Here is a 22,194-nt window from a genome sequence, read left to right as displayed (position 1 = left end):
TGAGTTCGTGTGTCGAAGTAACCCGGCGACACGGCGACGATCGCGGTGCCGATTCTCGTGAACGGGGAACTGCTGGCTGCTTTGTCGCTAAAAGCCTTGTATATGATTCCGATGTCCGTGGCGATTGCCCAGCGAGGCGGCGTGATATCCCAACTCGCTGAACACGCCGATCGTTTTGTCCGGCACATCCTCAAGTACGAACTCCCGGGGACGTTCTGATCCCCGGGAGTCAGCGTTGCTGCGAATTGATCTGACCATTTGCCTATATTAGAAAGTATATGCTGCCAAATCCAGAGAGGCAGGCGATATAGAGAACCCCCGTGGTCGAGGGTAAGTGCTTCTTTATCTAGAATGCGAGTCTAGGCCGGTGTGAATGCTCACAGTGGCTATGTCGCTGAGGGCGGTATCTGGATCTCGAATACGCCGGGGCATTTAGTCCTACCGCGAATCGTGCTCGTGGACTACAGAATTTCGACCTTGACCGAAGACTAGTCTTGTCCTGAAGTGGAGATTTTCCGAAAAAAGCACGATCTTGATGCTGCTCGACCCTGCGTTTCACACCTGTTCCTACCGATGCCCTTACGCAGTGTCCGACTCGTTTCACCACCCATTGCCACAGCACTTGCACTCTACGCCATGGCAGTGTGAAGCAATATCGCGGCTATATCCATCGGGTGTGTCAGTAGCGCCATATGCCCAGCATCAAGTGTCTTGACCTCCATTCCACTAGCAGAAGCACGGGCAGCTACTTCGTTGAAATGTGACGGTTCGGCGACGCAATGAAGATACGTCGCAGCCAGATCGACAGATGGCGCTGTAGGTAGCGGCTCTTCGTGCGTACGAATGGGCATTGGTGTTAGCCGGTCTTCAACGACCGAGGCTATCTCGGGAGGAAGAGTTCCCGTTGCGACTGGCCTCACAAGCCACGGCCGATCGGAAAGCCTAAGCGACTGGAATGCGTCGCGCAGCCATGGCAGCAGGTCCCACGCAGACTCCCCTTTTCGAGGAAGGAACGCATCCAGGTAGACGAGATGCGCTAGACGCTGCGGGACTTTCGCAGCAACACCAGTGATAACCATGCCTCCGTAGCTATGCCCGACAAGAATGACGTTCTCGGCGCGCTCCCATTCGATCAGGTTAGACACGTCGTCGATATGGGTTCGCAAACCGGTTTCTTCGGTCGCGAGATGATGGCGGTCGGCCACCCCGGTCAGGCTCGGAGCCAGGACCCGGTGACCCTGAGCCTCTAGATAAGGACGCAGTTGCTCCCAGCACCACCCCCCAGTCCATGATCCATGTACCAGCACAAACGTTCTCATTACTGCAATCTCCCTCTGGTATTGATTGTTGCAACTCGATTGCCCGACGAAGAGACGCATCGCTTTGGACGAATTCGACTTCGCGGTTCTCATGAAAAACTGCGGTAAGGCAGGTAAATATGTCTCCCGCCGCGACAATCGCTGGCAACGATTCGCTATGTTCTCGGACACGCCCTTGTCGACTCAGAGGGTCACCAATCCATATCTAGTCTCGCGTCCTGCACAACCAAAGGGACTATCGCCGAGTACATTACATTATTGTCCATCGGACAATAATACTCCGTCGAAAAATTCGAGAAGTCAAGATGAAAAGAGGCGTCGTATGAACTATTTCGACGAACATGTGAGATCCCCGTTGGTCGCCCGGTGACGCGTTGGGAAGCTCCGTGCGCAACCCTCGCGCCGAGTTCGATCGTGGATTTCGGATCTGCGACATGCGAATTTCAGCCCACGCTGGACTGCCGTTGTCGCGGAAATGCCTATTGACTTCCAAATATTGCCATCAAATTATCTTGTCCAACGGACAATTAAAGGGAGGTAAACAGGAATCCTGGACAGGGCTGAACAGTGCTGGACTGGGAAGAATGGTATAGCGTTAGTGCTCTGGCGATCCGGCACCCATCAAGCGGAGATCGTGCATCGCGCCATGTCCGTGCCTCGAGATATCGATCGAAGGCCCGACAGTGCTACACATGAAAATTTCAATCAAATTATTGATAAGGTAGATAAAATGTTTCGTATTCCGAAATATATTGTTGTCATTTTCATTCAACTCGCTTTATGCTCGCTTGCAAGAGCTTCCGAGGGTGCATACTATGGGGGACCGGTCGGAGGAACCGATCTTGGAAACGCCTATCTCCCAGCACGAACGGGGTTCTATGGAGGCATAGTTGCGGGAGCTGGGCATGACAGCACCGCGTATGGAAACGACGGTCATGCTCTCACCAACGTCAAGGTGAGCGACACGAATGTCTATGAAGTGGGATTCGGCCTGCTATACGTCTATCCATTCAAGCTGTTCGGCGGTACGTTAGCCTCAAGCGTACAGATTCCCCTTAAATACGGTCATATCGATCTCAGCAATGACAGTACATATATCGGTGGTTTTTCCGATACGTACTCCGACCTGCTTGTGTGGAGTAAGTACATTGGGTCAATCGATCAGAACCCAGAAGCATCTCCGCTCCCACTCCTACCATATGGATTGACCGTAAAGCTAGCCTATTCAATGATTTTCCCGACCGGAAAATACAATGCCACCCAGATTGCATCACCTGGTCACAATGACTTTTTTTATATTCCAAACTTCGCCTTTACCTATCTGACAAGGCCTAATTTTCTGGGCGACGGATTTGAAATCAGTGCTCACGTGTTTCTCGACTTCGCATCCAGAAATCACCAGACTAACTATTCGACCGGTCCGGTTGGTGATATCGATTTTGCTTTGACAGAGAGGATGGGGCCGTGGCAAGTTGGACTCGCCGGATACTACGCAAAGCAGTGGGAAGACGATGTCCAGAACGGACAAATCGTCGGCGGGAACGGCAAGAAACTCGAAGCTCTGGGAATGGGGCCGGTCGTTGCCTATACGATTCCCGCATGGAAAACTGCTGTCAAACTGAAAGTTTTGCTACCTGTCGCTCAGCGAAATACGCTTGGCTCCTCGACCGTCTTCCTCTCTGCCGTGCGGTCGTTTCAGTAACGAGTGCATTGTGATATCGATGTTCAGATGCATTTCCGAGCGGAAACTCCACCAGCGTCCGCTCAACTTAATCAACCCATCCGAAATGCTGGGAGAGACTTTGAATTTGGTCGAGCAATGTGAATCCGCGGGAAGAAAAATGCAAAACCAAGAGCCTTCCTCCTACATGGAGGTCAGGTAGACGGATCGTGCTGAAACCAGGGTATAGTGAAGCTCCTCAAACACGGAGCTCGCTTCAGTTCAATTTAATTGAGATCTGAATCATTCAAAGTCGAAATTGCACTCGTATCACGAACGATCATGAATCGCCTTCTGCGATGCATCAGGTAGCGGCCGAACCCATTCTGACTGCAATTGCGCATCAGCCTTGTGCTCCGGCATAACCGAAATATCCTCGTGAGGTCGGTTGTCGTTGTCGTCATCTATATTTTCCTCCGTGAAAGCGGAGAAACCGATAACTTTGTTGCATATCTGGCGTCGGATGGGAAGTGCAAGTGGCGTCAATACTTAATCATCCAGGTGCCAACAAAAGGATTAGTGTGACCTCATGAGTGAGCAAGTGATGCCTTGATTACTCAAAACTGCTGCTGGGAAGACAATTGCGTATGTACTAGGCACCATCGAGAGCGGAAAGAATAAGATTAAGTCCATACTCGAACCGCTTGTCAAAGCCCTCTTCAAATTGATAGTGCTGGGGTCTCGAGGCGTATAGCAGCGGATACTGGCTCTCTGTCACATCATCCGGGAGTGATATCACGCGTTCTGTCATCGACTGTTGTTCCTGCGTAATACCCAACGTGAAATAGAGAAGGACCCAGTGAGTCTGGGCCGCATCTTCTATGGCAACACCGCTTTTCGACAGCGCAGCAATCATTGCCTCAGCGAGTGCAAGCGTATTTGGCAATGGTGAGTACGCTCCCGCCACCACCCTCGCACCATCTTTATGCGCAAGCAGTGCATTTCTGATCCGCCGGCTGAGCTCCTTTGCCTTCGATTTCCAGTGACGAGGTAGCGGCTCCGCAAGGCACTTACAGAAGAACTCATCTGCCATCTGCGCAAGAAGATTCGCCTTCGACCGGGCATGCCAGTTGACCGCGTTGTGGTTGACGCGAAGGCGGGAGGCAATCGCTCGCATTGTGAGCTGATCAAGACCTCCTTCGTCGAGCACCTCGATTGCTGCATCTCTCACATCCTCCGGGGTCAGTTTGCGTTTCATAGGGCGGGCATCGATTCCAGACGAAGGAACCATTCTAACCGAACGGACGCCAGTCTCCGCATCTCCCCCTGGGGTTCGCTGCTGTTGACAATGATATTTTTTCTGCAATAGTATTGTCCATTGGACAATAGATAAGACACTATCTGACTGGAGATTCAACATGCCCCAAGTGGTCGTTGTCGGTGCTGGTCCTGTCGGTCTCTGGCTTGCCATTGAGCTACACCTGCAGGGAATCGAGGTGGCGGTCCTCGAAACGCGTGCCGACCGTGACCCTCGTTCTCGGGCAGTGACTATGCAACCAAGAATCATCGACACGTTCGCGATGAGAGGAATTGCAGAGCGCTTCATCAATGCTGGCATCAAGATGCCGACAACTCATTTCGGCGGTGTTAAAACCCGGCTGGATCTCTCAGCAGTAGACACGTGGCACCAGTTCGTACTCGCAATACCTCAGTCGAAAACTGAGCGCCTGCTGAACGAATATGCGTTATCGCAGGGGGTTGAAATTCGACGTGGTCATCGATTGGTAATGTTAGATGACGCGGGGGATGAGGTGGAACTTGGCGTTCAGTCGGATGATGGACAATATTCCCTGAGCTGCAGTTGGTTGGTCGGATGCGATGGGGCGGGTAGCACTGTCCGCGATCTCGCGGGCTTCGATTTTCCCGGAACCTCAAATGAAATTCACAGCTATCTCGCGGATGTACTGTTTGAGACTCCCCCAGAGACGTCGCTCGCACAGTCGGATATGAGGGGAACGATGATGATCGCGCCGATGGAGGATGGCGTGTGGCGTGTTGCAGGTATCACCGCAGACGACATCCGCCGCCCGAAGGATGCACCCATGACGATGGAGATGGTAAGGAACGCGTTGAATCGTTTCTTCGGGCGTGATTTCGGTGCACATTCGCCAGTATGGATATCACGTTTTGGAAATGCGACGCGGCAGGCTTCAACTTATCGCAAGGGAAGGATCCTGCTGGCCGGCGACGCTGCCCACATTTTCTTTCCAGCAGGCGCCCAAGGCATCAACGTGGGTCTTCAGGATGCCCACAATCTCAGCTGGAAACTCGCGGCCCAGATTAATGGCTGGGCACCCGCATGGTTACTCGATAGTTACGAACGTGAACGCAGGGCTCCCACACAAGCCGTCATGCGCAATACGCAGGCTCAGGTTGCAGTGTTCGTTCCCGAAACAAACGAGCAACTGGCACTCCGCGAGTTCTTTTCGGAAGCACTCGCGTTTCCCCAGATTAATAAGCTGTGGGCCGAGCGCATCGCGGGATACGATGTACTTTATGAGGCCTCGGTAGAGGAACCGGTCCACCCGCAGCTTGGCAAGATGATGCCTGATCTGCAGTTCGGTCAAAGCCTGGTGCCGTCCCTTTATCCTGCACTGCACGCCGGTAAATTCGCGTTCCTGGATCTGACCACGAACAGTAGTTTGAGCGATGCCGTTACGGCATGGGCCGGTATCGCGACTTATTACCCGGTACCCGGCTCGATCTCCCGACCTGAATGGCAAGACGTCAGTGCCGCACTGATCCGGCCGGATGGTCATCTCGCGTGGATATCGAGGCGGCAGGCGGACGAGCTTCTCTCAACCGTCGAGTCCGTCATGACCTACTGGTGCGGCACCGGGAATCCGGCTCGCTAGGTTCCGTAGGCGCTATAGGCTTGCAACGCGTCGATTGTCGGTCGCACGAACGGCAACCCAGAACTGAAGTAAATACTGCGGGCTATCTCAAAATAGGAGCTTTGGTGAAACTGCTGAACTTCTCCATCGGAAAGGTGGTGACGGTTGAGATGGGCGGAGAGCCGGTTCCGACCGGCCACATCAAATCCCCCATTGCCGAGCCGTGGATCATTGGCGTAGATGGTCCTGCTGGTAACGAGCGTGCAATCCACACGGATGCAATTTATGCGTTCGCGCATTCGCATTACGACTACTGGCACAACGAAATCCCTGAAATCGGCCACTCGAAGCGCGACGGATTTTTCGGCGAAAACCTGACCTTCGACAGCATGGATGAATCAACTCTTCGCATAGGTGACGTGTTCTCGCTGGGGGATGAGGTTCTGCTTGTGGTTGCTGGCCCTCGTGTTCCATGCTGGAAGCTGTGCTGGCGGCTCGGACTGCCGAGAACTTTTCAAGGTGTCTTCGCGACGTCAGGATTCACCGGTGTCTATTTTTCAGTGCGGCGACCTGGCCAGGTTCGCATGAACGATGTGGCAAAGCTGCTCGAACGCGACAAGCGGAACCCCAGCGTGGCGGAGACGGCGATATTATGCTCAGGGCAATCCGAGGTGCCACTCGATCGTGCAAGACTTGCGCTCGAAAATGACACTTTGAGTCAGACTGTACGCTTCGTTCTTCAATCGAGGTTGTCGAGCATTTCGCGCGCTCCCGCCACCCACGTGAGTGCATGGCCGCAATGGCGAGAATTCATTGTCGATCAAGTGGTCGACGAAATGCCCGACACCAAATCATACTATCTGAAGCCGGTAGACAAGGAAGAGCTTCCGCCATTTTCGGCCGGGCAATATGTCGCTGTACGCTTGCCTCACTCGACCGCCTATCCTACGGACACCATGCGTGTATGGAGCCTGTCGAGCTTCGCATCACAACCAACTTTCTATCGTTTGACGATCAAACAGCAATCGCCTGATGGGGCATCCGCATGGTTACACCGGCATGGACGTCCGGGCAGCAAAGTCGCGCTGCAGGCACCCGACGGAAAGTTCGTCCTCGATACGGGCGGTTTCCGCCCGATCGCGCTAATAGCCGCTGGCATTGGCATTACCCCGCTGATAGCCATGCTTCAGTCTCACGTCGCCCGAAGTCCCTACGCAGCACCTCTCTATTTTTTCTACGGTACAACGGATCGACTTCGCCAGGCGTTTCGTCGTGACCTCGACGAGTTACTCGAGAAGTGCGACGAGGCGTATCGACTCTATGCATTTAGTCGTCCCACTGCGTCTGACATTTGCGGATTGGACTACGACGTCGAAGGACACTTGACGCTGCAGCACGTGAAGTCGCTGATGAAAGACAATCACGTCGGGCCAAAAGGTCACGGCATTTCCGTTCCCTGGTATGAGGCGGATTTCTACATCTGCGGCCCGAATGCCTTCTGCGTGCAGATGCGGGACGCACTGATTGATGGAGGCGCGAACCCGGACCGGACATTTGTTGAAATGTTCTCCGCCGCTTCGGTCAATCAAGGTTCATCGGGGTCGGTGAATCCTTGCACAGTCCGTTTCGCACGTTCGGCGGTGACAGCAAACTGGATGCCCACAACTTCGCCGACCCTGCTCGAACTGGCGGAGATGAACGGCATCTCAATACCGAACATATGCCGCGCGGGCACCTGTTACTCGTGCAGAACAAAAGTGCTGGAGGGCGATGTGACACCTCAGGAAGCTGGTGCAGATGCGTGCCTTTGTATAAGCCGCCCGCTCAGTAATCTGATACTGGATGCATGATCCCTGCCTCAATGCAGGATTTCATTGTATCCCCGGACACCGGGGAGCCATGGCTGGACAAATAACCCCATATAACATGGAGAATCCTGATGGAAACGATGAACCCAGATGGCCTGCCGCCGCCGATCCAAAATCTCTACGCGCAAATCTCAATCGCTCCTCCAGGTCGGTTCGCGTTCATTGCTGGTCAAGTGGCTATGGACGAGAAAGGCAACCTGATCGGCAAAGGCAGTTATGCGGAGCAGGCCACTCAGTGTTTCACAAACATCCGGACTGCTATCGCAGCGCTAGACGCAAGCAGTTCAGATGTCGCAAGGATGACAATAAATGTCGTAAACCATCGCCCCGAACTGATTCCAGTTATCTTTGAAGCTGGCCTCAAGGTTTTTGGTGATCAGTGGCCACGTACTGCCAGCATTCTTCTTGGCGTTCAGGCATTGGGGTTACCCGACTGGTTGATCGAGATCGACGCCATCGTCGCACTGCCTGTGCAGCGATAGCTGCCTAAGTGGACGGCAGCCGGATTGCGAGCGGGTTTTATATGTAGATCGACAGATCAAGGCAGCACGCTTTGTCCGGCCCGTTGATGCAGGCCGAGAGGTGGCCGTGCGAATTCGGACAGCCGGATAGGTGGAACGCTCGGGGCCCGAGTTGCTTGGTTTTCCAGATCAAACCTGGCAGGTTGTTGAAATGCCTTCCGCACTCGTCATACAGGCGCTAGGGGTAAACATTGAAACGAGGAGTCGGAGAGCACTGGGGCTGAAGCGACGCGCGGAGCGGACGGCTATACCGAGTCGATGTTCACAATGTCCAGGCTGGATGACTTGGTTCCAGCCTGTCATCTGTTGTGGCCGATCCGGCTGTGGTTGAACGACGCTGGCATCACACGGATGCGGTCTTTTCACGTATGTACGAGCGCGATCCAGCGGCAGAATTGCTTGCGGTTGCCGCGCAGTTGCCGATGCGTCTATTACGGTCGGCATTGACAGGAACTACGACGCAGCCGGGTTCGTGGCGACGTGCCGCGCAAATGGTGTGACGCCGCATGTGGCGCAAAGTGACAGCCGCGCGGGTGGCTCGACTATTGAGGGGCGTGCAACGCGCTGGTCCGTCTACGCCATCAGTCATTGCAAGCGAAAATACATTGAGTAGGTCTTTGGCTGGAGCAAGACTGTCGGCAGGGTTCGGCAGGCAATGTATCGAGAGAGTCGCCCAACTCTTCCTGCGGACTCGGGCGACATACTACAACCTGATGCGCGTGCGAACTCTTGCCGCCCGGACAACATGAAAGTGTGAGGAGGCGAGAAAACGACTCGATGGCGCAGGAGTCAAGGAAATTCAGCGTCAACGTGGCAAGAACTATTCGTCGCAACGGCATCTTCCGAATGAGATGCCGGACCCCGAAGAAAGAGCATTTCAACAGCTCGCTAGTGTCATGAGTTAGAAATTCCTTGAACAACCTGCTGCCTGTAGCACAGTATGATGAGTAGGGCAGATACGAAGAAGCGGAGATGACCGCCATGAACATCAATACCACTGCGATTGACGCCGCGGTTCTCGCGCTCCTCTACCTGATGGTGCATTGTTGAAATCGTGCCTGGAAGAGCTTCGATTGGGACGAATTCAACCGACTTCATGAAAGAGACTTCGCGACTGATCCACTCAACGAGAAGAAATTCCTGATCCTGACTGAGGATGGTTGGCGCGAAGTCGAGCGCCTCTCCAAGCAACACTTCAAACATTTCGTTCTCTCTAACAAAAAAACCGGGTAATGAAGTGAATTTCTAACTCGCGACACTAGTCTTGCACTGATGAGCGAACTGATTTGCAGCTCGTGTAGATCTTGCTTGATGAGTCATTTCTAATACGCAGGCAAATAATCTTTCAGCATGCAGCGCTTTTGACTTTCCTCCTGGCTAGCTTCCGGTGTATGCGGGAGTCTTGCCCGTGAAGTCGGTCAGAAATTCTTTGGATGATGGACATGAAAATCATGGTATTGGGCGCGGGAGCGGTGGGCTCATATTTCGGCGCCGCATTAGCGCTCGGCGGCAACGATGTCGTGTTTGCCGTACGCGACATAAACAGGACAACCATCATGACAGATGGTGTTCAGCTGCTTGGCCCGCGTGGGGACTTTTGCGTTACCAATATTGGCGTTATTGACAGCCCTGAGAAGGTTGGGACGATTGACGTGATTCTGTCCTGCGTGAAGCTCTACGACGCGGAGTCCTCGGCACGTCAATGGAAGATTGCACTGGAAAGCTCACGAGCAGTGATCAGTTTGCAAAACGGCATCGATGGAGTCCAGCGGATACTGGCAGGCGCTCCGGACGCAAAAGTCTACGGTGGGCTTGCGTTCGTGTCTGGAAGAATGGAACGCCCCGGGCTCGTGCATTACCTGTCGGACATGTCGTCAATTACCTTTGGGGGCGTCAACGCGACCACCGACCCAACCGTCAAACGATTCGTGCAGACGGTGAACAAGCCCGGCAACCCTCTCCAGGTACGCGCCAGCTGCGTCGATGATGTGCGGGTTGCTCAGTGGTCAAAATTCCTTGCCCTCGCGACCAACGCCGCGCTGACCTGTCTGACTCGCGCAAATGCAGGTGTAATTTATCAGGACCCTCGTCTGCTTGCGCTCGCGCGGCAGTCAATTCATGAGATCCACGCGCTCGCGATCGCCGAGGGCGTCGCACTGACACACGATCACGTCGAAGCAGCGCTTCTCTTCTTGCAGCGCCTACCCAGTGACGTGGTCGCATCCATGAGCCACGACCTTCATGCCGGCAAACCGCTCGAACTGGACGGACTCAGCGGCCTCATCTGCTCCCTCGGCAGGCGCCACGAAATACCCACGCCCTTTCATCAGGTCGCGTATGCGTGCCTGAAGCCCTACAGCAATGGAGCCTGATATGAGCCTGACCTTACAGGATGTATCGAAAACCGAAGGAGAGACAGAGGCTCGCAGGCAGCTAGCCTGCGCCTACAGACTTTTCGACCACTTCGGCTGGCATGAGCTGATCTATAACCACATCACGGTAAGGGTGCCCGGTAACGATGAGCACTTTCTCATCAATCCGTTTGGACTTATGTATCGCGAAGTAAAAGCGTCCAACCTCGTGAAGATTGACGTGGATGGCACCGTGGTAGGATCCGCAGACCATAGTGTTAATCCAGCGGGCTTCGTCGTCCACTCCGCCATTCATCGCGCCAGACCCGACATGCACGCGGTCGCCCATACGCACACGACGGCAGGGCAGGCGGTGGCATGTCAGAAGCAGGGACTTTTGCCCCTCAGCTTCACATCGATGTTTTACACAGACCAGGTCGCGTATCACGACTTCGAGGGCATTACCCTGGACACAGATGAGTGCGCGCGACTCACTGCCGATCTTGGAAGCAGGCGGGTCATGATTTTGCGCAACCATGGGCTCCTCGTCTGCGGCGAAACGATAGCGGAGACTTTCATGGATCTTTACCACTTGCAGCGTGCATGCGAGGTTCAGGTCGCTGCCTCTGCCGGAGGCGCCGAGCTGAATTTCGCGGGTCCTGAGGTCGCCGCTCATTGCGCTGAGCAGCATGCACGAGCTCGCTCGAGGGGTAAGGAAGGCAAGATGCTTTTTGACGCAATGATGCGCTGGATGAAGGAGAAGGATTCCAGCTTCCTCGATTAATTGGAGGTCGTCGAGCAATTCAGGAGAATTGCTCACGATACGGCGCGGCGAAGATGTCGTGCCCCGCGTCTGCGGGGTTCTACCGCATCAAAGCTCCACGAGGAGCTTCTCACCCTGCGCACGCGAGCAGCATGTCATCATCCGGGTGTTGGTTTCCCGTTCTGCCCATGTGAGCACGACGTCACGATGGTCGATTTTTCCGGCCTGAACCCTGACCTCACACGATCCACATAACCCGTCTTCGCAATCACTCTGAACATCGATGTTCGCCGCGCGCAAGGCTCCAAGCAAAGTCTGATTTTCCGCCACGAACACCGTTAGATCGGAGTCCATGAGTTCGACCTCGAACGCATGTTCCTCGGTCGGATTCGTGCCAGTTGAAACAGACTCGAAGCGCTCCAATCTCAACGAGTCCTGAGGCCAGGCGGAGCAACTCACTTCCAACGTCTGCAACATCGCAGCGGGGCCGTATGCGTAGGTTTGTGTTTCGAGGTCTGGCTCGCCAAGCAGCGCGGAGAAGTCATTGCGTCTTCCTTCTTCGCTGCAGTAGACATGCAATCGCTCGTTTGTCAAACCGGTCGAAACGAGTGTGTTTTTTCCTGAGCTAGGCTCAGTCGTCGATGGCAGACTGACGTCGATGCCAATTCGCACGCACGAAGAGCCATTGCCGATGGCACCATCGACGAAACTTCGCGCGAGATATCTGCATTGTATCGCCGAGTCGGCCTATTTTAACGAAGTGGCGGCCCGCGCGGCAGCCGATGGGATGCTCATGAAGTCACTTGATGCGGGGCATATGGGGATTTTGACACACGTAAAGGTCATAGCTGATGTGTTGCTTCTCTCCGCCAAGACGTGATGTGAGGACGCGGTACCCTTCGGTCGACGGTGAGACTGAGGACGCGAAGATCGGTCGCGGCCCGTCTTCGAAACTGGAAGGCGAACCTAAGATGACAGAGTGAAAAGTTGTACGAAATATTCTCAAATGTGATTGATCGTTATTGGTATTCAATCGCCACCCAGTTGGACTTTGGCGCACGCATCCTGAGCCATTCCCATCGCCTTCCAGCCGCGATCGCGATGAGGTAGGCTGGGAAAAGTGGAGATCAATGTTTCGTAGAATGAGCGAGACGGAGATCATATGAAACGAGGACCGAAAGGCAGCTATACGAAGGAGTTCCGGGAGCAGGCGGTGAAGGTGGTCCTGGTTGGTGGATTATCGCAGCAGGAAGCGGCGGAACGGTTGCCTATGTCGGTGAAGACGCTGGGCGGCTGGATCGTTGCCGAGCATAGTGGGACGCTGGCGAAAGTCGGCAAGACGCAAAAGCCGCTGACGGAGCTGGAAGCAGAACTGGCGTGTGTCAGTGAGCTGGCGACAGTCACTATGGAGCGCGACATTCTAAACAAAGCGACGGTCTATATCGCGAAGGAGTCGCGATGAAGTACGACCGGATCGAAGCGATGCGACAGGATTGCCCGGTTGCCATACTGTGCCGGGTGTTTGGGCTGGGAGCCGGCAGCTTTTACGCCTAGCGTCGGCGACCCGAATCGCCTCGTGCGTGGGAGAATGGGCGCCTTGAAGTCGAAATTGCAGCGGCGCATGAGCAGGGCCCGGCAGACATATGGTCGCGAGCGATTGCAGGCCGATCTGCTCGATCAGGGTGTGTGCGCTCGCCTTCATCGCATCAGGCGCATTCGTGCGAAACTGAGACTACGTTGCAGGCAGAAGCGCAAATTCAGAAACACGATGGATTCGAAGCACGATCGGCCGGTCGCACCGAATTTTCTGGAACGCAATTTTGACATGAGCTCACCGAACCAGGCCTGGGTGAGCCATCACGTACGTGTGGACCGGCGAGGGCTGGCTGTACCTGGTTGGCATCACGGATCTGTTCACCGGTGAACTGGTCGGCTACGCCATGAGTGACCGGATGACCCGCACACTTGTAACGCAGGCACTGTTCGGAACGGTCGCGCTCAAACGGCCCGCAGCAGTGGGCAAGGTCGTGTTAAGGCTGCCAAACAATCCAACCGGAGCGTCTAAGGCGGCGCCCTGCCATGTCAAAGATACTCTCTGATTTGCCAGCTTTAACGCCGATTTGACACGGCGGTGCGCGAGGCGACCAGATGTGTCGGAGACGAATCACGATGACTTCCTTGTAAAGGGTGTCCGGCAATGCGAAAACGATCCAGGCCACTGTCTCAAACGAAACGTGAGGGGTTTCGCGGAGTGGGGCGTTCGAACGGGAACTACATACTACTGTGTGGCGCCATTGTGAACTGCCAGCCAGGGATTGTGTACTTTTGGTTCGTAACCTATGGCGTTCTGTTCCATTCAAAATAAACGAGTAAGTGGCTAAGCTTCGACCATGGTTCGTGGAGTGTCGCGCCGTCCTTCGCATGTCAGGACGAACGCATAGGGAGGCAACGCGCTCCCGGCATCCTGATATTCACACTTAATGTCGAAGTGCCTCATGCCTACATTGGATATTAACTGCGCCACTCATGCGGTCGATGCGACCGACGACGTGCCGCTGCTAAGGGTTCGGCGCGGCCACGTCGGCGTGGCCGGCACAAACCGCATCACGAAGAAACCGGCAGCGGAAATGCGACAGTACATGCTAGAGGTCGCGAAGCCGCTGATGATCAATAAGGGCTACACCGCAGTCGGCTTGGCCGAGCTCGTGGCGGCCGTCGGTGTGCCCAAAGGTTCCTTCTATTATTACTTCCGATCAAAGGAAGAGTTCGGTCAAGCGTTGCTGGAAGCGTACTTCGCGGAATATCTGTCCGCAGTCGACAATCTGTTGATGGGGCAGGGCACGGCGGCCCAGCGCTTGTTTGACTATTTCCGTTTTTGGGTAGACACACAATGGGCTGCTGTGCCCGACGGCAAGTGTCTGGTAGTCAAGCTCGGATCGGAGGTCTGCGACCTGTCTGAGGACATGCGCTTCGTGCTCGAGAAGGGAACGCGCTCGGTGGTCGAGCGCCTTGCGCGGTGCATAGAGGAAGGACAGTCGGACGGGGCGATATCGTCCGATGTGCCGGCGGATGCGCTCGCCAAATCGCTTTATCAGATGTGGCTGGGCGCCTCATTGCAGGCGAAGGTGGACAACGCCCGCGCGCCATTCGATACCGCTTTGAGCATGACGAAGCGGATGCTTTCCTGATGCATCTTTTTCAATCGCTAGACGGCTGGTCTGCTAATTCTTGAAATTTATAGACGACCGGTCAACTAATTGAGGTGATTCACATGACTGACAGTTTTAGAACCGACCTATTCTCGCCCACGAAGATGGGGGCGATCGAGCTAGCCAACCGCATCGTCATGGCTCCTGTGACGCGAAGCCGGATGGGCGACGATGGTGTGCCGAACGAACTGCACGCCACATACTACGCACAGCGTGCAAGCGCCGGCCTCATCATCAGCGAGGCTACCAACATCTCGGCGCAGGGCAGAGGCTACGCGATGACCCCAGGTATCTGGACCGACGAACAAGTGGCGGGCTGGAGGAAGGTCACCGACGCGGTTCACGCGGCTGGGGGCAAGATTGTCGCCCAGTTGTGGCACGTTGGCCGCTTTTCGCATGTCGACCTACAGCCCAACGGCGAGGCACCCGTTGCCCCGTCCGCCGTCAAGGCGGAGGGCACCACGTACACGGAGAAGGGCATCGTCGAAGTGTCGATGCCGCGTGCGCTCGAGACTTCGGAGATCCCCGGCATCATCGAGCAGTACAAGCATGCCGCTGAATGCGCGAAACGAGCAGGGTTCGACGGTGTCGAAGTGCATTCGGCCAATAGCTACCTGCTGGACCAATTCCTGCGCGATTCGACCAACAAGCGCACCGATCAATACGGCGGTTCCATTGAGAATCGTACCCGGCTGACACTGGAGGTGGTCGAGGCCGTAGCCGCGATATGGGGCAGCGACCGTGTCGGTATCCGTCTGTCGCCGCTGACGCCTGATGCAGGAAACACGCCCCTCGACAGCAATGTCATGGCGACCTATGGCTCTCTGATCCGTCAACTCAATAAATTCAATTTGGCATATCTGCATTTCGTTGAAGGCGCGACGGCCGCATCCCGCGAGGTTCCGGGTGGCGTCGATCTGGATGCATTGCGGGCGCTTTTCGAAGGTCCATACATCGGCAACAACGGCTACGACCTCGAATTGGCGGTTGCGCGACGCACGGAAGGGAAGGTCGACGCCGTTGCGTTTGGTCGCCCATTCATCGCCAATCCAGATCTCGTGGATCGTCTGCGCCTTGGTGCCGAATTGGCCGTGGCGCCGCGCGAAGCATACTACGGTGGCGGTGCCAAGGGCTACACCGACTGGCCCAAGGGCGACTATTGAAACTGAACGCTCCCCCGGCCATGCATAGGCGAGGCCATCTTGGAACGTTTCCTAACAGAGAGAGGTGAAGATAATGTCCGATCAGCGCAGCCAGCCGCTGGGCAAGTCGAAAGCCAAAGTCAGTCCGATCGGGCTGGGTACGGTGGGGATGGCGGGGTTTAACAGTAAGGTGAACTACCGCCAGTTCGAGGAGGCCATTAGCGTAGCTTACGAAGGAGGCATCCGGCACTTTGACGCCGCGCCCTTTTACGGTTACGGGAAGGCGGAGTTCTACCTGGGGCACGCCATTCGTGAGCTGGGTATCCGTGAACACATTACCCTCAGTACCAAAGCCGGACGCATCTTGAAGCCGGCCAATCGCAACGCGGAGGTGAAGGGGCGCTACGCGATCGATTGGGTCGATCCGCTCCCGTTCGTAGCGGAGTACGACTACTCGTACGACGGCATTATGCGCTCGCTTGAGGGAAGCCAGTTCCGCCTGGGTCTGGATTTCATCGACGTACTGCTTTTGCATGACGTTGGGGAAGCTTGGCATGGCGATCAAGCCGGTATTTATTGGAAACAGCTCGGCGACAGCGGTTACAAGGCGCTGGAAGAACTGCGCACCGGCGGGTTTGTGTCGGCTGTCGGCCTTGGCGTGAACGATACTGATTCGGTGCTGCGGGCCTCGTCTGAATTCGATTTCGACTGCGCACTGATCGCTGGGCGCTATTCACTGTTGAATCACGCGCCTCTGGAAGGTGCATTCGACGAGTTGCGTAGGCGCGACGTGTCGGTCATCGCGGCCGGTGTATTTAACTCGGGGATCCTTGCGACAGGGACCCGTGGCGGCAACCTGTCGTACGACTACCAGACGGTGCCCGAACATATCTTGAACCGCGTCAGGGAAATCGAGACCGTGTGCGAGCGGTTCGACGTGAAGCTGGTGTCGGCGGCAATCGAGTTCGTCAAGTTGCACCCTGCGGTCAGCACCGTTCTCCTGGGGGCGCAGAATGCGGATGCCGTACGGGAGAACATCCGCGCAGCATCGACCTCCGCGCCGAAGGCTTTCTGGCAAGAGATGAAGGCTCGCGCGTTGATCCCTGGCAACGCCCCGACAGAATGAGCTGATAGGTCATGTCGGCCTTTGCGCAGCCGGCATTCTGCGCGCAAGGGCCCGACAGGGTGCCGAGGGGTGGAAATCAGCGTGTGCGAGTGCGGTCAGCGCTCTCAAATCAAGAGGTTTTGTGAGATGGAGACAGAACCAATGGTTCAAACGTCCACGCGAGTCGATGTACCACGGCTTGCTGAGCGACTTGATGAGGCTTTTGCCACAGCGCTCGAGAGCGGCGCATTGTCGGTGCAGTCGCGATCATCACGCGAAACGGTGAGATCGTGTACCAGCGCGCACACGGTCATGCATGAACTTCAACGAAATGTAACAGCGCTTACCCGTTGTTTCGAGGTAGGGCGGTCAATGATCCTGCATGGATCGAGAAGAAATTGTCATGGTGCGGCGGGACAATTGACACAATGTGTAGTGTTCCCTATATAATTGTCGAAATAGGTAGCAGACGCTATAGTAATGCGTGCCATTTGTAGGCCAATCTCATCACGGCAATTCAGTGGAGCGAAGGTCATGACGCGAAGTGCAGGGGATCCGACTCGCCCTTTATTAGCCCGGCTGCTTACGAAGGGTGCCGCATGAGCGCAACGCTGGTCGAAGGCACGATAAGCGCCGTCGAATGGGGCGGTGGAGTTGGCTGGTTGGGCTTGGGAATCTTCGCTCTGGTTTTTGTCGTGGGAACGATGGTTCTTGTGCCCGCTTCTTTATTGGCGGCAATCGCCGGTTTCAAGTTCGGGCCGGTGTCGGGAATGTTGCTGGCTTTGTCGCTGGGTATTGTTTCTGCGTTGCTGGTCTTTTTGATCGGTCGTTCAATGACTCGTCCGCGAATACTGCGGTGGCTGAAATCGCGCCAGCGCCTCGCGGCTGTCGACGCGACGATTGGGCAACGGGCGTTTCTTTTCATTTTGCTGTTGCGTTTGACTTCAGTTATTCCGTTGACGCCGCTCAGTTATGTGTTGGGAGCAGGACGGGTCCGCTTGCGCGATTTCGTTCTGGGCTCGTGGTTGGGTCTGCTACCCGGTACCTTTCTCTACGTCTATCTGGGCTCGCTCGTTCCGGGTATCCGCGAAATCATGGGTGGTACTCATGCATCGACAGTCCTGGACTGGGGAAACTTGTACTGGTTGGGGCTCGCAGCAGTGATGCTGGCGTTCTTTCTCGTCGCCAGGATTGCACGCGACGCTGTGAATCGTGCCGTGAAAATGGAAACTTGATTGTGAGTAAGCTATTTGAGCCATTTAGTCTCCGCGGCGTGGAATTCCGCAATCGCCTCGCGTTGTCGCCGATGTGCCAGTACGAAGCGAAAGACGGCTTAGTGACACCGTTTCACGGTGTGCACTACGGCAAGTTCGCACTAGGTGGATTCGGTCTCGTAATGGTCGAGGCAGCGGCGGTGTCGCCTGAGGGTCGAATCACACACGGTGATATCGGCCTGTGGCACGGTGCACACGTCGAAGGATTGGCTGCCATTGCTGCCTTTATCAAGAGACAAGGAGCGGTACCTGGCATTCAGATTGCACATGCCGGACCGAAGGCGAGTATGCAGCGGCCCTATGACGGTGACGGGCCTTTGACCCCGGCGGATGGTGTTAGTGGCGACGTACCGTGGCCGGTAGTTTCGGCCAGTGCCGTTCCCGTTGATGAAGACTGGCAAATTCCCCATGAGCTCGATGCATCCGGAATCGCCACGGTGCGTGCCGATTTTGCCGCCGCGGCGCGGCGGGCGCTGAAAGCGGGTTTCGATGTACTCGAATTGCATTGTGCGCACGGCTTTCTGCTGAATTCTTTCCTGTCGCAGCTTACCAATTTGCGGACCGATGAATACGGCGGTGATCTTGAAGGGCGCATGCGACTTCCGCTGGAGATTGCACGGGAACTGCGCGCGATCTGGCCGGCTGGCAAGCCGCTGTTTGTCCGTGTCTCTGCTGTCGATGGCAGTCGCGACGGTGTCTCGATCGAGGACAGCGTGCTGTTTGCGAAGGAACTGGCCGGTATAGGCGTCGATGTGATTGATTGCTCGTCTGGAGGAATCGGCGGGCCGTACGAGTACCCAAACGGCTATGGCTATCAGGTGCCGTACGCTGAGCGGATCAAGCGCGACGCAGAGATTCACACGATGGCGGTTGGTCTGATTGTCGATCCGATCCAAGCCGAGCGCATCGTTGCATCCGGTCAAGCGGACTTTGTTGCGATCGGGCGAGAGGCATTGCTGGAGCCGCATTTCGCCTACCGTGCGCAGCGCGTGCTCGAGGCGACCGATCTGGACAGTTCTTTCAACGGCTGGCCACGGCAATACGGCTGGTGGTTGAATGGTCGCGAGAAAAGGCTTCGGCTACTAGGGCCGTGGGCGCCGTCTACCGGCGATGTCGGCCAATAGCCCTACATCCTCGCTCCCGGGCAACCGCACTGGAGTTATTTTTTCCTATTTCCATCAAGAGTGACGCAATGAACGAAGCGACATACGTACAAGAATACAGCGCCATCGTCGACGTGTTGAACAAGTACAGCGAAGGTGGCGCGAAGGCAAGTAGCGCCATCATGAAGCCGGCCTTCCACGAGAAAGCCTCGATGTTCGGAGTTGATGGCGGCAAGCTGGTTGGTGGCGAAATTCAGGTGCTCTATGACGTGATCGACTCGTCGTTTCGGCCGTCGCCAGAGGCGAAATCCGCCATCGTTCGCATCGACATCGTGGGCACCGCTGCCAGCGCGCGGGTGGATACGGACAATATTTCTGGCTTCCGTTTTACCGATTTCTTCAATCTGCTGAAGGTCGACGGCAAGTGGACCGTTGTCAGCAAGATCTACCACACGCATCTGAGCGCCTGACTCGCCAATCTATTTCAACCCGGGAATATTCCATATCCCGTTGTTCATAAAGGAGAAATCGTATGTCGAAGAACATCAAAGCCGTACCCACACGTGACTATGATGCTGTCATCTCGACCGCCAGCAAGTATGTAGAGGGGCTGCGCGTCGGCAACGTCGATATCCTCGGCGAGGCCTTTCACAAGGACGCCGTGATGTACGGCTTCACCAACGGCGAACTGCTGGCTGGCTCGGTGAAAAACCTTTATGAGTTCGTCGAGAAGAATGGCAACGCGCCCGAGATTGCCACGCGTCTCGATGTGCTTGCGATCACCCCGACCACAGCGGTGGTGCGTGTCGATATGGAGAAGGATGCGATCGGTGCTGATTACAACGACTTTCTTACGTTGATTAAAATCAACGGCGCCTGGAAAGTGGTCGCCAAGGTATATCACCAGTTCGAGGGTTGAGCGCTGGGTCGATCTCGGCCTGCACTACAAGGCTTGGGTCGACATCCGTTGATCACAATCGTGAGGACGTCCTCGTGAGCAAAGTCTTCATCATCGGCGCCGCAGGCAAGATCGGGCGACGTCTTGTCCGGCGATTGGCCGACCGTGGGCATCAGTCGCTTGCTCTGCATCGAAAGCCCGAGCAGCGCGGCGAACTGCAAGCGCTGGGCGGTACGCCGATTGCCGGTAGCTTGCTCGATCTCGATGCACAAGGGTTGGCCCAGTTCATGTCCGGTAGCGATGCAGTCGTATTCACCGCGGGTGCAGGTGGTGTCGGCATGGAGTTGACCAATGCAATCGATGGTCGCGGACTGGAGCTGTCGGTGACGGCGGTGAAGCTGGCGGGAATCAAACGCTTCGTCCTGGTATCGGTGTTCCCCGACGCCCTCAGGGGCGGGCGTGTATCCGAAGGCTTCGAGAACTATATCGCCGTGAAGAAACAAGCGGACGTCCGTCTGGTGGAAACGGACCTGGATTGGATAATCGTCCGTCCCGGAACGCTGGTCGATACACCGGGCCACGGCAAGGTGTGTGCCGATGTGGCGATTTCGTATGGCAATGTGTCGCGCGACGACGTGGCCGCAACGATCGTCGAGCTTGTCGAACAGCCGGCAGTGAACCGGATCATCATCGAGTTGACACAAGGTGACATGCCCATTGGAGATGCGATCCGGCGTCTCGTCCGTCGTTAAGTCGAACGTCGCCCATAGCTGAAGGAGCCGAGCGTGAATCTGCTTGTGGTGGGATCGACCGGATTAGTCGGGCGGCACGTTCTGGATGCGGCGCTTGGCGACTCGAAGATCGACCGCGTGGTCGCTCTTGCGCGCCGTGCGTTACCGGTGCATCCAAAATTGCACGCACTGCAGGTCGACTTCGATCATCTGCCGGAAGATGCGGAATGGTGGAAGGCGGACGCCGTGATCTGCGCGCTCGGAACCACCATGCGTGTTGCCGGCACCAGGCAAGCTTTTCGGCAGGTGGACCATGACTACCCACTCGCTGTTGCTCGTCTGGCTCATCGACATGGTACGCCTGTATTCGTACTGAATTCGGCCATTGGTGCCGACGTGGCGTCACGGTTCTTCTACAACCGCGTCAAGGGCGATGTGGAACGTGAGCTTGCTGGTATCGGATTTACTGCGATTACCTACGTGCGCCCGGGCGTGATCAGCGGGTTCCGGGAAGAATTCAGAATTGGGGAACAGGCTCTGGTCGTCGCGTTGATGCTGAGCCGACGGCTGTTGCCGCGCCGCTGGCACCTCAATCCGGCGCCGCGTATTGCCGGTGCCTTGATAGAGGCTGCGATCAGTCCGGCACCGGGGATTCACATCGTTACATCAGATCGCCTTGTCTGATCGATGCGACATCAGAAAAAGATTTACTAACCCAACAAACTTTCGAGGTGCCAATCATGCCGACCGTAGAGTATTCCGCAGTTATCGACAGTGAAGCAGACCGAGTCTGGAGCGTCCTAAAGAAGTTTGGCGAGATCCACAAGTGGCATCCGGCAATCGCTGAAAGCGGCATCGAGGATGGTCAGCCTGACGGGCTGGTCGGGGGCATTCGCAGGCTCAAGCTCCAAGACGGTGCGATCGTGAGAGAGCGACTACTTTCCGTCGATGACCAGCGCCACACGCTGTCGTACCGGTTCGAAGAAGCGCCGCTTCCCTTGGACAATTACGTGGCGACGGTGACAGCGGCACCACTCACTGGTCAAGCGAAGACATTTATCAGCTGGCGGGCAGGTTTTGAGCTGCGAGCGCCTGACCCCGAGGGACAATACGAATCGCTCATTCGTGATCTAGTGGTTTCAGGACATAACAGCTTGCAGCGTTTCTTGACGGAAACAAACGAGCGCTGATTGGGGGGGGGCGCTGCGGCGTCCCGTTTTTTTCAGGAGGTGTTCATTCACTGCCACTTTGTCTCTAGTCTATACAGTCCAACAAGCAAATTTAAGCGCCGAAGTTTTTGGGATGTCTGCTTCCCCTGACCTCTGAGAAATTGAAATCGTCGCCCCCTCTCTTGAT

General features: G+C 55.8%; 20 protein-coding genes and 3 pseudogenes. 20 read left to right on the top strand and 3 right to left on the bottom strand.

Annotated features, from left to right (window positions below; all coding sequences use genetic code 11):
• Nucleotides 1-629: 629 nt before the first annotated feature.
• Nucleotides 630-1,412 carry an alpha/beta fold hydrolase gene (locus tag PQR40_RS38360; protein ID WP_408511213.1) on the bottom strand — a complete coding sequence of 261 codons (783 nt, stop codon included), beginning with the start codon at nt 1,410-1,412 and terminating at the stop codon, nt 630-632.
• A 553-nt stretch (nt 1,413-1,965) separates the two neighbouring features.
• Here PQR40_RS38360 and PQR40_RS38355 point away from each other — a divergent pair.
• A complete protein-coding gene (locus PQR40_RS38355) occupies nt 1,966-3,021 on the top strand; it encodes a SphA family protein (RefSeq protein WP_408511212.1) in 1,056 nt (351 codons plus the stop codon).
• A gap of 610 nt (nt 3,022-3,631) precedes the next feature.
• Here the strand turns inward: PQR40_RS38355 and PQR40_RS38350 are convergent.
• Nucleotides 3,632-4,237, bottom strand: a complete 606-nt coding sequence (locus tag PQR40_RS38350) for a TetR/AcrR family transcriptional regulator C-terminal domain-containing protein (RefSeq protein ID WP_408511211.1) — start codon at nt 4,235-4,237, stop codon at nt 3,632-3,634.
• Nucleotides 4,238-4,397: 160 nt separating this feature from the next.
• On the opposite strand from PQR40_RS38350, the gene PQR40_RS38345 reads away from it, so the two are divergent.
• The 7 genes and pseudogenes from PQR40_RS38345 to PQR40_RS38315 all read left to right on the top strand — a co-directional run bounded on the left by PQR40_RS38345 (nt 4,398) and on the right by PQR40_RS38315 (nt 11,397).
• Nucleotides 4,398-5,894 carry an FAD-dependent monooxygenase gene (locus PQR40_RS38345; RefSeq protein ID WP_408511210.1) on the top strand — a complete coding sequence of 499 codons (1,497 nt, stop codon included), beginning with the start codon at nt 4,398-4,400 and terminating at the stop codon, nt 5,892-5,894.
• Between the two features lie 104 nt (nt 5,895-5,998).
• On the top strand, nt 5,999-7,723 hold the full coding sequence (locus tag PQR40_RS38340; RefSeq protein WP_408511209.1) for an MOSC domain-containing protein: 1,725 nt from the start codon (nt 5,999-6,001) through the stop codon (nt 7,721-7,723).
• An 89-nt stretch (nt 7,724-7,812) separates the two neighbouring features.
• Nucleotides 7,813-8,223 (top strand): RidA family protein, encoded by a 411-nt coding sequence (locus PQR40_RS38335; protein ID WP_408511208.1) that lies wholly within the window; start codon nt 7,813-7,815, stop codon nt 8,221-8,223.
• A 413-nt stretch (nt 8,224-8,636) separates the two neighbouring features.
• Nucleotides 8,637-9,011, top strand: a pseudogene (locus PQR40_RS38330) (IS5/IS1182 family transposase); the annotation flags it as partial.
• A 361-nt stretch (nt 9,012-9,372) separates the two neighbouring features.
• A pseudogene (locus PQR40_RS38325) lies at nt 9,373-9,495 on the top strand (hypothetical protein); the annotation flags it as partial.
• Between the two features lie 209 nt (nt 9,496-9,704).
• Nucleotides 9,705-10,634 (top strand): ketopantoate reductase family protein, encoded by a 930-nt coding sequence (locus PQR40_RS38320; RefSeq protein WP_408511207.1) that lies wholly within the window; start codon nt 9,705-9,707, stop codon nt 10,632-10,634.
• A 1-nt stretch (nt 10,635) separates the two neighbouring features.
• Nucleotides 10,636-11,397, top strand: coding sequence for a class II aldolase/adducin family protein (locus PQR40_RS38315; protein ID WP_408511206.1), 762 nt, complete (start codon nt 10,636-10,638; stop codon nt 11,395-11,397).
• Between the two features lie 87 nt (nt 11,398-11,484).
• Here PQR40_RS38315 and PQR40_RS38310 read toward each other — a convergent pair.
• Nucleotides 11,485-11,970: pseudogene (locus tag PQR40_RS38310) on the bottom strand (2Fe-2S iron-sulfur cluster-binding protein); the annotation flags it as partial.
• Nucleotides 11,971-12,067: 97 nt separating this feature from the next.
• Between PQR40_RS38310 and PQR40_RS38305 the strand changes: the two are divergent.
• The 12 genes from PQR40_RS38305 to PQR40_RS38250 all read left to right on the top strand — a co-directional run bounded on the left by PQR40_RS38305 (nt 12,068) and on the right by PQR40_RS38250 (nt 22,028).
• Entirely contained in the window at nt 12,068-12,256 is a 189-nt protein-coding gene (locus PQR40_RS38305) for a hypothetical protein (protein WP_408511205.1), read from the top strand.
• Nucleotides 12,257-12,538: 282 nt separating this feature from the next.
• Nucleotides 12,539-12,838, top strand: a complete 300-nt coding sequence (locus tag PQR40_RS38300; protein WP_408511204.1) for a transposase — start codon at nt 12,539-12,541, stop codon at nt 12,836-12,838.
• Nucleotides 12,839-14,003: 1,165 nt separating this feature from the next.
• On the top strand, nt 14,004-14,564 hold the full coding sequence (locus tag PQR40_RS38295) for a TetR/AcrR family transcriptional regulator (protein WP_408511214.1): 561 nt from the start codon (nt 14,004-14,006) through the stop codon (nt 14,562-14,564).
• Between the two features lie 83 nt (nt 14,565-14,647).
• Entirely contained in the window at nt 14,648-15,748 is a 1,101-nt protein-coding gene (locus PQR40_RS38290) for an alkene reductase (RefSeq protein ID WP_408511203.1), read from the top strand.
• A 73-nt stretch (nt 15,749-15,821) separates the two neighbouring features.
• The gene (locus tag PQR40_RS38285; RefSeq protein ID WP_408511202.1) at nt 15,822-16,853 is read left to right on the top strand and encodes an aldo/keto reductase; all 1,032 of its coding nucleotides are present in this window, start codon (nt 15,822-15,824) and stop codon (nt 16,851-16,853) included.
• A 578-nt stretch (nt 16,854-17,431) separates the two neighbouring features.
• Entirely contained in the window at nt 17,432-18,067 is a 636-nt protein-coding gene (locus tag PQR40_RS38280) for a TVP38/TMEM64 family protein (protein ID WP_408511201.1), read from the top strand.
• A 2-nt stretch (nt 18,068-18,069) separates the two neighbouring features.
• Nucleotides 18,070-19,230, top strand: coding sequence for an NADH:flavin oxidoreductase/NADH oxidase (locus PQR40_RS38275; protein ID WP_408511200.1), 1,161 nt, complete (start codon nt 18,070-18,072; stop codon nt 19,228-19,230).
• Between the two features lie 68 nt (nt 19,231-19,298).
• Nucleotides 19,299-19,679: a nuclear transport factor 2 family protein gene (locus PQR40_RS38270; protein ID WP_408511199.1), complete on the top strand. Its 381-nt coding sequence runs from the start codon at nt 19,299-19,301 to the stop codon at nt 19,677-19,679.
• Nucleotides 19,680-19,741: 62 nt separating this feature from the next.
• A complete protein-coding gene (locus PQR40_RS38265; RefSeq protein WP_408511198.1) occupies nt 19,742-20,128 on the top strand; it encodes a nuclear transport factor 2 family protein in 387 nt (128 codons plus the stop codon).
• Between the two features lie 74 nt (nt 20,129-20,202).
• Nucleotides 20,203-20,859: an NAD(P)H-binding protein gene (locus tag PQR40_RS38260; RefSeq protein ID WP_408511197.1), complete on the top strand. Its 657-nt coding sequence runs from the start codon at nt 20,203-20,205 to the stop codon at nt 20,857-20,859.
• Nucleotides 20,860-20,892: 33 nt separating this feature from the next.
• Nucleotides 20,893-21,522 carry an NAD(P)H-binding protein gene (locus tag PQR40_RS38255; RefSeq protein WP_408511196.1) on the top strand — a complete coding sequence of 210 codons (630 nt, stop codon included), beginning with the start codon at nt 20,893-20,895 and terminating at the stop codon, nt 21,520-21,522.
• A gap of 56 nt (nt 21,523-21,578) precedes the next feature.
• The gene (locus tag PQR40_RS38250; protein WP_408511195.1) at nt 21,579-22,028 is read left to right on the top strand and encodes an SRPBCC family protein; all 450 of its coding nucleotides are present in this window, start codon (nt 21,579-21,581) and stop codon (nt 22,026-22,028) included.
• Nucleotides 22,029-22,194 lie beyond the last annotated feature (166 nt).

Source organism: Paraburkholderia sediminicola, assembly GCF_046026855.1.
Taxonomy (GTDB): Bacteria; Pseudomonadota; Gammaproteobacteria; order Burkholderiales; family Burkholderiaceae; genus Paraburkholderia; species Paraburkholderia sediminicola_A.
Note: the sequence above shows the minus strand (reverse complement) of the source record. Positions and strands in the feature narration are given on the sequence as shown.

Coding starts and splice junctions, on each gene's coding strand:
- PQR40_RS38250 (WP_408511195.1), top strand. CDS start 21,579: ATGCCGACCGTAGAGTATTCCGCAGTTATCGACAGTGAAGCAGACCGA.
- PQR40_RS38290 (WP_408511203.1), top strand. CDS start 14,648: ATGACTGACAGTTTTAGAACCGACCTATTCTCGCCCACGAAGATGGGG.
- PQR40_RS38315 (WP_408511206.1), top strand. CDS start 10,636: ATGAGCCTGACCTTACAGGATGTATCGAAAACCGAAGGAGAGACAGAG.
- PQR40_RS38300 (WP_408511204.1), top strand. CDS start 12,539: ATGAAACGAGGACCGAAAGGCAGCTATACGAAGGAGTTCCGGGAGCAG.
- PQR40_RS38280 (WP_408511201.1), top strand. CDS start 17,432: ATGAGCGCAACGCTGGTCGAAGGCACGATAAGCGCCGTCGAATGGGGC.
- PQR40_RS38355 (WP_408511212.1), top strand. CDS start 1,966: ATGTCCGTGCCTCGAGATATCGATCGAAGGCCCGACAGTGCTACACAT.
- PQR40_RS38270 (WP_408511199.1), top strand. CDS start 19,299: ATGAACGAAGCGACATACGTACAAGAATACAGCGCCATCGTCGACGTG.
- PQR40_RS38335 (WP_408511208.1), top strand. CDS start 7,813: ATGGAAACGATGAACCCAGATGGCCTGCCGCCGCCGATCCAAAATCTC.
- PQR40_RS38285 (WP_408511202.1), top strand. CDS start 15,822: ATGTCCGATCAGCGCAGCCAGCCGCTGGGCAAGTCGAAAGCCAAAGTC.
- PQR40_RS38360 (WP_408511213.1), bottom strand. CDS start 1,412: ATGAGAACCGCGAAGTCGAATTCGTCCAAAGCGATGCGTCTCTTCGTC.
- PQR40_RS38265 (WP_408511198.1), top strand. CDS start 19,742: ATGTCGAAGAACATCAAAGCCGTACCCACACGTGACTATGATGCTGTC.
- PQR40_RS38350 (WP_408511211.1), bottom strand. CDS start 4,237: ATGAAACGCAAACTGACCCCGGAGGATGTGAGAGATGCAGCAATCGAG.
- PQR40_RS38295 (WP_408511214.1), top strand. CDS start 14,004: ATGCGACAGTACATGCTAGAGGTCGCGAAGCCGCTGATGATCAATAAG.
- PQR40_RS38345 (WP_408511210.1), top strand. CDS start 4,398: ATGCCCCAAGTGGTCGTTGTCGGTGCTGGTCCTGTCGGTCTCTGGCTT.
- PQR40_RS38320 (WP_408511207.1), top strand. CDS start 9,705: ATGAAAATCATGGTATTGGGCGCGGGAGCGGTGGGCTCATATTTCGGC.
- PQR40_RS38305 (WP_408511205.1), top strand. CDS start 12,068: ATGGCACCATCGACGAAACTTCGCGCGAGATATCTGCATTGTATCGCC.